Raw genomic sequence first — 9,493 nt, forward strand, 5'->3', positions numbered from 1 at the left:
AAGCAGCACGATCGAACCTCCTGTCCGTCACTCGCCTCCCGGTGGATCCCGGCACAAGGCCGGGATGACGGCGTGCCACCAGTGGCTCAGCCGCCTGGGGAAGGTTGGACCCTGAAACAAGTTCAGGGTGACGGAAGGTAGGAGTAGAAGTTCAGTCTCGATCCGGCGCCTGGCGGCTGCTCGCCGCGATCGCCGCGGCCCATGCCGCATCCTGCGCCTCGGTCGTTCCGATATCCTCGAGCGACGGGAGGCCGCCGAACCACGGCATCCGCGCCTCGCTGCCCATCTGCGTTTTCGGCGGGAAGGCGGCCGGATCGTCGAGCGAGCCGATCGTCAGGTTCGTTCGGCTGCCCTTGAGGTTGCGGTAATAGAGCGGCGTGCCGCAGTCGGCGCAGAAGCCGCGGTCGACATGCTCGGAGCTGCGAAAGGCGGCAGGGGTGCCGCGAGTCCATGTCAGCGCGTCGTCGGGTGCGGCGACCAGGGCGGCGAAGAGGTTGCCCACCGCCTTCTGGCACATGCGGCAATGGCACAGGTGCGCATTGTCGAGCATCGCGGTTGCGCGGTAGCGGACTGCGCCGCATTGGCAGCCGCCGGTCACCGTGACGTCGACCCGCTCCACCGGGTCAGTCCTGCCGCGTGATGCGCAGCGCCCAGCGGTCATAGCCCAACGCCTCGACCCGCTCGCGCAGCATCTGCAGGGTTTCGGGCGCGGGGTGCGGGTCGCGGCTCAGCACCCAGAGGTATCGTCCGCTCGGCTCGCCGACGATCGACCAATCATAGTCGTCGCCCCGATCGAGCACCCAATAGTCACCGGTGTAGAGCGGGCCGAAGAAGGAGAGTTTGAGCTTGGCGTTGGTCTCCTCGTCCGCGACGATGGCGTGGCCCTCGGCGACGTCGCGTTCCTTCTCGCCCGCGCGAATGCCGCTGTTGAGGATGCGGAGCTTGCCGTCCTTCTCCAGCGTATATTCGGCGGTCACCGCGTCGAGGCCCTTCTGGAAGCGGTTCTCGTGCCGCGCGAGCTCGAACCATTTGCCGGCATAGCGGGCGAGGTCGACCGGCTTTTCGGGCTGCGGCACGTTGGGGTTGATCACCGGCGGGCGCGTCGCGCGCGAATAGAGGAACAGCCCGCCGATTGCGGCGGCGGCGACGCCGGTGGCGATCTTGATCGCGGTCGATTGCTTCATGGCGGCATCATGCGTCGGGGAAGGGCGGAAGGATAGGGGGGTGTGGGGGCTTCGGACTCCATCCTGTTCTCAACCGTCATGCTGAACTTGTTTCAGCATCCATCGTGCCACCAGCGGCTCAGTCGCCTGCGGAGACATGGATCCTGAAACAAGTTCAGGATGACGGAACGTGGGGACGCGTCAGGAAGCCGCCCCTCACCGGATCGGGGAGTTCGGGTCGAGGCGCATGTCGAGATACCGGTCCACGCTGCCCATCAGCTCGTCCATCTCGTGCTCGAAGAAGTGGTTCGCGCCGGGAATGGTGTCGTGGTGGATGGTGATGTGCTTCTGCGTGCGCAGCTTGTCGACCAGCTTCTGCACTGCGCCGGGGGTCACCACCTCGTCATTCTCGCCCTGGATGATGATGCCCGAGGAGGGGCAGGGGGCGAGGAAGGTGAAGTCGAACATGTTCGCGGGCGGCGCGATCGAGATGAAGCCGCGGATCTCCGGGCGGCGCATCAGCAGCTGCATGCCGATCCACGCGCCGAAGCCGAAGCCGGCGATCCAGGTGGTCGAGGCCTCGGGATGGAAGCTCTGTACCCAGTCGAGTGCCGAAGCCGCGTCCGAAAGCTCCCCGGTGCCGTTGTCGAACACGCCCTGACTCTTGCCCACACCGCGGAAGTTGAAGCGCAGCGTCGCGAAGCCGCGGCGCTGGAAGGTCTTATAGAGCTCCTGCACGATCCGGTTGTTCATCGTGCCGCCGGCGTTGGGGTGCGGGTGGAGGATCATCGCCACCGGTGCGCGGGGGCGGGGAGCGGGGGCGAAACGCCCTTCGAGACGGCCTTCGGGACCGGGGATGATGACTTCGGGCAAAGCTCTACCTGCTTGTAAAGTGGGATGCGCGGTGGCGCGGAAAGCGATGTCGGCTATATAGTCGGGAAGCCCTTTCACGCAATTTCAAACGAGTCCCGTCCTGAGCGACCGCATCTATCTGGACCATGCCGCCACCCAGCCGCTGCGGCCCGAGGTGCGCGAGGCGATGATCGAGGGGATGTTGCGCTGGGCCAACCCCTCCTCGCCACATGCCGAGGGGCGGGCGGCGCGCGCGGCGCTGGAGGAGGCGCGCGAGCGGATCAAGGCGGCGCTCGGCTGGGAAGGGCATGTCATCTTTACCAGCGGTGCGAGCGAGGCGCTGGCGCTGGCGATGCGGCGCGCGAAGGGCGGCATGCGCTGGCGCTCCTCGGTCGAGCATGATGCGGTGTTGCGTGCCGCGCCCGAGGCGCAGGTGCTGCCGGTCAATCTGGAGTGGGACGTCGATTTCGACGCAGTCGAGGATGCGCTGGCCGCGGGCGACCGGCCGGTGATTGCGATCCAGTGGGTCAATCCGGAGACGGGCAAGGTCCAGCCGATCGAACGCTATGCCCCGATGATCGAGGCGGGCGGCGGGGTGCTGGTGAGCGATGCCTCGCAGCTATGGGGGCTGAACCGCTTCCCCAAGCGGGGCCAGATGCTGGTGATCTCCGCGCACAAGCTGGGCGGACCGATCGGAATCGGCGCGCTGCTGGTCGGCGATCTCGGGCTGCTCGAGCCGTCGGGGGGGCAGGAGTTCGGCTATCGCGGCGGGACCGAGAACCTGCCCGCGGTGCTGGGCTTTGCCGCGGCGGTCGAGGGCTGGGCGGCCAAGCGCGTCGCGATGCCCGATACGGACAGGCACGAAGCGCTGGTGGACATGTTCCGCACGCTCAAGAGCTACGGTGCGCAGCAGTTGATGGGTTACGGCGAATATGTGAGCGAGATCCGCGCGCTGGCGATGCCGAACCTGAGCGCCGCAGCTCAGCTGGTGCGGTTCGACTTGAAGGGCTTCGCGGTGTCGGCAGGGAGTGCCTGCGCCTCGGGCACGCTGAAGCAGAGCCGAGTGCTGGAGGCGTTCGGGGTGGAGCCGGAGTTGGCGGCGCGGACCATCCGCGTCAGCATGGGCTGGAGCACCACCGCGGAAGAGGTCAGGCGGTTCACCGACACTTGGATCGACATCGCAATGGGGGCAGCGGCGAAGGCAGGATGACCTATCTCGACTATCAGGCGACCACCCCGCTGGCACCCGAAGCGCTGGAGGCGATGCGCAGCTGGTTGAGCGACGATTTTGCCAATCCGCATTCGGCGCATGCGGCCGGGCGCAAGGCCAAGGCGGCGGTCGAGGCTGCGCGCGAGGCGGTGGCGGACCTGATGCCCGCGGGCGGCACGGTGAGCTTCACCAGCGGCGCGACCGAGGCGCTCAACTGGGCGATCAAGGGCAGCACCGGGCCGATCGTGACGATCGCGATCGAGCATGCGGCGGTGCTCGACACCGTCGCGGCCGAAGCGCGGCGCGGGCGCGAGGTGACGGTGCTGCCCGTGGGCAGCGACGGACTGGTCGAGCTGGCGGCGGCGCGCGCGGCGATCCGGCCGGGCGTGGGGCTGGTCTCGGTGATGCTGGTCAATAACGAGATCGGGACGATCCAGCCGCTCGACGAGCTGGCGGCGCTGACCAAGCAGGCGGGCGCGCTGCTGCTGTGCGACGCGGTTCAGGGCTATGGCCGCGAGATCATCCCGGAGACGTGCGATCTGGTCGCGGTGTCGGCACACAAGATCCACGGGCCCAAGGGGATCGGCGCGCTGTGGATCCGCAACGGGGTCGAGATTGAGCCGTTGCTGCACGGCGGCGGGCAGGAGCCGGGCGGGCGATCGGGCACGCTCTCGCCCGCGCTCTGCGCCGGCTTCGGCGCGGCGGCGACGCTGGCCAAGCAGCGCTTCGGCGCCGATCGCGGGCATGTCGCGCAGCTGTTCCGCAAGGCGTATCAGGCGCTCGGCGGATCGGGCTGGACGCTCAACGGGTCGATGGACGATCGCTATCCCGGCAATCTCAACATGCGCTATCCGGGCCTGGACGTGGCGCGGCTGATGTCCGACCTGCGCGACATCGCCTTCTCGGCCGGGTCGGCCTGTGCGAGCGGCTCGGGGCGGCCGAGCCATGTGCTCAAGGCGATGGGGCTGAGCGACATCGAGGCGCGGTCGAGCATCCGGCTTGGCTTCGGGCGCTATACCACCGAGGAAGAGTTGCTGGCCGCGGTCGAGCGGATCGACGCGGCGGCGCGCGAGCAACGGTTCGCGGCATGATCCGGGTGCGCTTCCTGACGCCCGATGGCGACCTCGCCTGCGAGGCGGAGGGCGAGGCGGGTTATTCGCTGCTCGAGGTCGGGCAGGCGAAGGGCATGCCGCTGGAGGGCACGTGCGAGGGGCAGATGGCCTGCTCCACCTGCCACGTCATCGTTGCGGCGGAGGATTTCGGCCGTCTGCCGCGCGCGAGCGAGGAGGAGGAGGACATGCTCGACCTTGCCGTCGGCGCGACGCGGACCAGCCGGCTTTCGTGCCAGATCGTCCTGACCCCAGAGCTCGACGGCTTGACGGTCAGGCTGCCTTCAGAACATCGCGATATGCAGGGACGATGATGATGACATCCAATCGCCGCGAGCTGAGCCGCCGTTCGATTCTGGGGGGAGCCGCCGCGCTCGCCGCATTCCCTACCGCTGCGCTGGCGCAGTGGAAGAGCGGGATGGATCGGCTTCGCGAGCAGACCGGCGGGCGCATCGGCCTAGCGGTCTATGACAGCGGCACCGGGCGGCGCTATTTCGACGGGGCCGAGGCGCGGTTCGCGATGTGCTCGACCTTCAAGGTGCCGCTTGCCGCCGCGGTGCTGGCGCGGGCCGATCGCGGCGAGATCGACCTCACGCGCGAGATCCGGTTCAGCGAGGCGGATCTGCTCGATTATGCGCCCGTCGTGAAGGCGAACCTGCCCAAGGGCGCGCTGTCGATCGAGGCGCTGCTCGAGGCGGCGGTGGTGATGAGCGACAACAGCGCCGCCAACCTCGTCTTCGGGCAGATTTCAGGTCCGCGCGGGCTGACCGCGTTCATCCGTTCGGCAGGCGACGCGCTGACGCGATCGGACCGTGACGAGCCGACGCTCAACAATGTCCGCAACGGCGAGGTGCGCGACACAACCACGCCGCAGGCGATGCTGTGGCTGCTCAACGCGCTGCTGCTGGGCGAGGCGCTGGCGCCGGATTCGCGTGCAAAGCTGGCCGGCTGGATGGAGGCTTCGCCCACCGGCAAGGACCGGCTGCGCGCCGGGCTGCCAAAGACGTGGCGCGTCGGCGACAAGACCGGAACGAGCGGCGAGGGCTATGTCCACGATGTCGCGATCGCCACGCCGCCGGGGCGCAAACCGATCCTGATCGCCTGCTACATGGACGCGCCGATGCTGCCGCTGGCCCAGGCCAACGCCGCGCACGCCAAGGTCGGCGAGCTGGTCGGGCTTCTGTTCGGCTGACGCCTACCAGAGCTGCGGCTTGGCGATCATCAGCCAGAATACCGCGGTGAGACCGAGGAAAGCCGGCCAGCCGAGCACGAACCAGGCCCGCATCGCGCGGCGATAGTCTTCGCCGAGTGGCGTGCCCGCATCGAGCGCGCCCTGCGCCAGCCGCTGCGCGCGGATCTGGAGGCTGACGACCGGCACCCAGCAGGCGAAGGCGATCAGGTAGAGGAGGATGCTGACCAGCACCCAGGATTCGGTGAGCGAATAGCCGAGCATGTGCAGCAGCATCAGGCCGCTGATCGGCTGGATCACGCCGCTCGACCCGGTGAAGATCCAGTCGGCGCGCACCACCATCCGCCCGACGCTGGCGATCGTCGCCGGATCGCCCGTGCGGTGCGCCGACCACAGATACCAGGCCGTCCCCGCACCGAAGCCGAACAGCACGGTCGAGCTGAGGACATGCACCCATTTGAGCAGCAAATAGGTCATCCGCGGCGATCCCCGATCGCGCCATGGACGAGGATCAGCAGCAGGACCGGCAGGTTCTTGAGCAGCGGCCCCAGCGGATCGGTCCAGAGTGCGGGCAGGGCGATGGTGAGCGCCAGCGTGTAGCCCATGACCACGACAAGCTGGGCAATGGTGGCGGTGCGGGCGCGGGTGTCGCATAGTACCAGCGCGGCGATCCCCAGATCCAGCAGCGCGGTACCGATCTGCAGCGGCAAGGCGGCGGTTTCCGGCGCGCCGGTTGCGGCCAGCACCTCAAGCGTCTGCGCGCGGCCGGCGAACAGGCCGAGCAGCGCGGAGACGAGCCACATCAGCGCCAGCCCCCAGCGGATCGCGGGTGCGAGGAAGAACAGCCGCGCATGCCAGCGGTCCTGTACACCTGCGGCACGGTCGCGCATCGCATTGTCGAGGCTGCGCGGGCGGAACCCGACGGCTTGCGCGAACGCCGTGCCATCGGCGGCATTGCCTGCGACCATCTGTGTGAGACTATTGGTCGAGACCGGACCCGAACCGGCGAGGTCGCCGATCCGCCCGAACACGCGCATCACCGCCATCGGCATCGAGACGAACCGCGCCCGCCCGAAGCCCAGCCAGTTGCGGTAACGCGCCATCAACGCGCGCAGCGCCAGCGTTTCGGGACCGGCGGGCTCCAGCGTCATGTTGACGAGCCACTGATTCTCGCACGCCAGCCGCACCGAGCGGGCGAGATCGTCGGCATGGATCGGCGAGAAGGGGAAGTCGCCATCGCCCGCGAGCGGCTGGAACAGGGGCAGAGCGGACAGGCCGCGCAGCAGCGAGGTGCCGCCATAGCTCCCCTCCGCGATGACCAGCGAAGGGCGCAGGATCGTCCAGCGCAGCCCGGAGTCGCGCAGCGCCGCCTCGCCCTCCAGCTTGGTCCGGGCATAATCGGTCGCGACCTCCGGCCGGGCGCTGACCGCGGAGATGAGGATGACGCGGCGGACTTCCGCCTTCCTGCACGCGGCGTGCAGCGCCCGCGGCATCGCGACGTGCACCGCGTGCATCTCCGGACCGCGCAGCACGCCGGCGGCGTTGACCACGCAATCGATGCCGGCAAGGTGCGGCGCCCAGCTTTGGGCCTCGGTTGCGCGGGAGAGGTCGAGTCCGACCCATTCGGCGCCCGGCTCCATCTCGCGCAATGACGCGACGTCGCGCGCCACCGCGCGGACCCCATGCCCGCTCGCGAGCAGTTCAGACAGGATGTGCCGGCCGATGAATCCCCCGGCGCCCAGCAATAGGATACGCATTGCCGGCGGGCCTAGCACCGCTCCCGGCACAAATCACTGCGCTCTTGCGATGCGCCTCCGCTTCCCCCATATGCGCCGCGGGAGTCGGGCGGACGATGCCGTCGCCAACCCGGTCAGGTCCGGAAGGAAGCAGCCGTAACGATTTTCGTGTCGGGTCGTCCCGGCTCCCACCTTTCCATCAGACAAGCTCCTCCGCGACCCCGAACACGAGCAGCATCGCGCCGACCGTGATCAGCAGCGCGACGTTCCAGCGTCGCGACTTGACCTTGAGGAGCGCGATCAGCGGCACGAGGATCGCGAAGCCGAGCCAGAGGACGGCGACCTCGGCATCGCTCATCACCAGCTCGGCCTCGGGTGTCGGCCTCGACGTGGTGAGTTCGAGCGCGATCAGGCCGATCCAGCTGCCGACATTGGCGGCGAGCAGCCCGCCGATCACCATGCGGTTCTGGCGATCGTACCACTCGTCGAAATCGGGCCATTGCTCGGGCTCGTCGGGGAAGATCAGCGTTGCCGCGAGATAGTAGATGCCGACGATCATCAGCACCAACACCAGCGTCAGATAGTTCGCGGAGATCTGGTCGCGCGATTCCCAGGCGAGCAGCCAGAAACTGGTCAGGTCGAGGACCACGACGATGCCGAGCAACGGGGTGAGCCAGCCGATCCGGACCGGCCTGATCCCGCGCTTCAGCTTGAGCGCGCGCGAGAATCCGCCCAGCACCTCGGCGATCGCGAGGCCGAGCAACAGGCCATAGACCGCAAAGACCAGCTCGAACGGACTCATGACTGTGCTCCCCGATTTCCCCGGAGCGCAGACTAGCGCGCGATGCCGGCCGCGCTAGCCGATTGTTCCCAAAACGAAAACCGCCGCCCCGTTTCCGGAGCGGCGGCTTCGTTGTCAGCCTGATCGCGAAGGATCAGAACTCGTAGCTGACGCCGATCTTGAAGCGCCAGACCGACGAGGACATGTTGATCTGGTTGTCCGTGATGAACGACGATGTCGGGGTCAGCGCGCCATTGGCATAGGTGCCGCCGGTGAAGCCGTTGATGATGTAACGGCCCTGCGCATCGACGTTGCTGACCACGCCGTTCACCGTGGTGGTGCCCAGCGAGGCGATGTCCTGCACGCCGTAGAAGTTGCGGCGGCGCTGGACGTTCCAGTTCGGGTCGATGAAGTTCAGGAAGTTGTCGAACATCCCGTAGAGCTTGATCTTGTCGTTACGCCCGAAGAGGCGGCCCGGTCCGGGCAGCTCCTGCGAGATCGTGAGGTCGAGATCGAAGTACCAGTCGTTGGTGCAGCTGTTGCGCGTCACGGTCTTGCCGAGGAACTTCTTCGCGCAATCCAGGCCGTTCGCGAACTTGACCAGATCCCCCACCGCAGCAGCGTTCGACAGCGGCGAGATGTTAGGATCGTTCGCGCCCGTCGGGATGTACACCAGCGCGTTGTCGTTACCCGAGTTCGAGTTGTTGAACGCGCCATTGCCGGTCCAGGTCAGGCTGTACGGACGGCCCGAGCGGGCGACGAAGGTGAAGCCGAACGAGGTCGCCAGGTCCGCAACGAACTCGTTCTTGAAATTCGTCGCGAAGGTGAAGTTGTGCTTGCTCTGGAAGAAGCCGGGCGAAGCGTCCGGATTCTGACGATCGAACGCGGCGGTCTGGTCGTAGTTCGATCCCGCGGTCGAGTTGTACATGTTCCGGCGGTCATGCGCGTTGGTGTACGCATAGCCGAACGAGACCCAGGTCGAGCCGTTCTCCGCGATCAGGCCGCCCTCGAAATTCTTCGAGAGCAGGAACGAGGCGATGTGGCTGCGATAGCCCTTCTGGTTGGTCAGCATCAGCTCGTCGAAGCGGGCGTTGCTGTAGCAGGCGTTGGTGATGCCGGTGTACACCGGCGGCGCGCCCGGGTTGACCAGACGGCCGGTGCAGCCGGCGGCGAGCAGATCGATCGACGAATAGATCGGGCGGCCGTCGATCGTGTAGCCGTTCAGCCCCTTGCGGGTGTCGATCGTCTGGGCGAGGTCGACCAGCGTGTAAGGGTTCCGGAACTCCGAATAGATATAATCGAGGTTCAGGTTCCAGTTGCTGAGGAAGCCGCTCTCGGCGAAGTTCAGCCCGGTGCGGAAGCCGAGGTTCGCGCGAACCACGGTCGGCATCTTCAGATCGGGATCGATCGACTGGGTGTAGCCGCGGCCGGCCCCGGCGGTGTAGATCGCAGT

General features: G+C 67.5%; 10 protein-coding genes, 1 other RNA gene and 1 pseudogene. 5 read left to right on the forward strand and 7 right to left on the reverse strand.

The window, feature by feature from the left end:
* Positions 1–151: 151 nt before the first annotated feature.
* From VGD28_RS04595 to VGD28_RS04605, 3 genes are all read right to left on the reverse strand, one after another.
* A complete protein-coding gene (locus VGD28_RS04595) occupies positions 152–619 on the reverse strand; it encodes a GFA family protein (RefSeq protein WP_331027151.1) in 468 nt (155 codons plus the stop codon).
* A gap of 4 nt (positions 620–623) precedes the next feature.
* A complete protein-coding gene (locus VGD28_RS04600; protein ID WP_331027152.1) occupies positions 624–1,184 on the reverse strand; it encodes a lipocalin family protein in 561 nt (186 codons plus the stop codon).
* 195 nt (positions 1,185–1,379) lie between these two features.
* The gene (locus tag VGD28_RS04605; protein ID WP_331027159.1) at positions 1,380–2,036 is read right to left on the reverse strand and encodes an alpha/beta hydrolase; all 657 of its coding nucleotides are present in this window, start codon (positions 2,034–2,036) and stop codon (positions 1,380–1,382) included.
* Between the two features lie 118 nt (positions 2,037–2,154).
* Between VGD28_RS04605 and VGD28_RS04610 the strand changes: the two genes are divergently transcribed.
* The 4 genes from VGD28_RS04610 to bla are packed head-to-tail and all read left to right on the forward strand — an operon-like array spanning position 2,155 to position 5,526.
* On the forward strand, positions 2,155–3,225 hold the full coding sequence (locus VGD28_RS04610) for a cysteine desulfurase family protein (RefSeq protein ID WP_331027160.1): 1,071 nt from the start codon (positions 2,155–2,157) through the stop codon (positions 3,223–3,225).
* Entirely contained in the window at positions 3,222–4,316 is a 1,095-nt protein-coding gene (locus VGD28_RS04615) for a cysteine desulfurase family protein (RefSeq protein ID WP_331027153.1), read from the forward strand. Before VGD28_RS04610 ends, VGD28_RS04615 begins: the two co-directional genes overlap by 4 nt.
* A complete protein-coding gene (locus VGD28_RS04620) occupies positions 4,313–4,648 on the forward strand; it encodes a 2Fe-2S iron-sulfur cluster-binding protein (protein WP_331027154.1) in 336 nt (111 codons plus the stop codon). The genes VGD28_RS04615 and VGD28_RS04620 overlap by 4 nt, the downstream gene beginning before the upstream one ends.
* A gap of 2 nt (positions 4,649–4,650) precedes the next feature.
* Positions 4,651–5,526, forward strand: coding sequence for a class A beta-lactamase (gene bla / locus VGD28_RS04625; RefSeq protein ID WP_331027155.1), 876 nt, complete (start codon positions 4,651–4,653; stop codon positions 5,524–5,526).
* Positions 5,527–5,529: 3 nt separating this feature from the next.
* On the opposite strand, the gene VGD28_RS04630 is transcribed toward bla, so the two are convergent.
* Together VGD28_RS04630 and VGD28_RS04635 are read right to left on the reverse strand one after the other, a co-directional pair.
* Complete coding sequence (locus tag VGD28_RS04630; RefSeq protein WP_331027156.1) at positions 5,530–6,000, reverse strand: DUF2269 domain-containing protein; 471 nt, start codon at positions 5,998–6,000, stop codon at positions 5,530–5,532.
* Positions 5,997–7,280, reverse strand: a complete 1,284-nt coding sequence (locus VGD28_RS04635; protein WP_331027157.1) for an SDR family oxidoreductase — start codon at positions 7,278–7,280, stop codon at positions 5,997–5,999. Before VGD28_RS04635 ends, VGD28_RS04630 begins: the two co-directional genes overlap by 4 nt.
* Before the next feature lie 76 nt (positions 7,281–7,356).
* Between VGD28_RS04635 and ffs the strand changes: the two genes are divergently transcribed.
* Positions 7,357–7,455, forward strand: an RNA gene (ffs, locus tag VGD28_RS04640) — signal recognition particle sRNA small type.
* Positions 7,456–7,458: 3 nt separating this feature from the next.
* Here the strand turns inward: ffs and VGD28_RS04645 are convergent.
* Together VGD28_RS04645 and VGD28_RS04650 are read right to left on the reverse strand one after the other, a co-directional pair.
* On the reverse strand, positions 7,459–8,061 hold the full coding sequence (locus tag VGD28_RS04645) for a hypothetical protein (RefSeq protein ID WP_331027158.1): 603 nt from the start codon (positions 8,059–8,061) through the stop codon (positions 7,459–7,461).
* A gap of 133 nt (positions 8,062–8,194) precedes the next feature.
* Positions 8,195–9,493, reverse strand: a pseudogene (locus VGD28_RS04650) (hypothetical protein); the annotation flags it as partial.

The sequence above is a fragment of the Sphingomonas sp. genome (genome assembly GCF_036402235.1).
GTDB lineage: Bacteria > Pseudomonadota > Alphaproteobacteria > Sphingomonadales > Sphingomonadaceae > Sphingomonas.

Coding starts and splice junctions, on each gene's coding strand:
- VGD28_RS04620 (WP_331027154.1), top strand. CDS start 4,313: ATGATCCGGGTGCGCTTCCTGACGCCCGATGGCGACCTCGCCTGCGAG.
- bla (WP_331027155.1), top strand. CDS start 4,651: ATGACATCCAATCGCCGCGAGCTGAGCCGCCGTTCGATTCTGGGGGGA.
- VGD28_RS04615 (WP_331027153.1), top strand. CDS start 3,222: ATGACCTATCTCGACTATCAGGCGACCACCCCGCTGGCACCCGAAGCG.
- VGD28_RS04630 (WP_331027156.1), bottom strand. CDS start 6,000: ATGACCTATTTGCTGCTCAAATGGGTGCATGTCCTCAGCTCGACCGTG.
- VGD28_RS04635 (WP_331027157.1), bottom strand. CDS start 7,280: ATGCGTATCCTATTGCTGGGCGCCGGGGGATTCATCGGCCGGCACATC.
- VGD28_RS04600 (WP_331027152.1), bottom strand. CDS start 1,184: ATGAAGCAATCGACCGCGATCAAGATCGCCACCGGCGTCGCCGCCGCC.
- VGD28_RS04645 (WP_331027158.1), bottom strand. CDS start 8,061: ATGAGTCCGTTCGAGCTGGTCTTTGCGGTCTATGGCCTGTTGCTCGGC.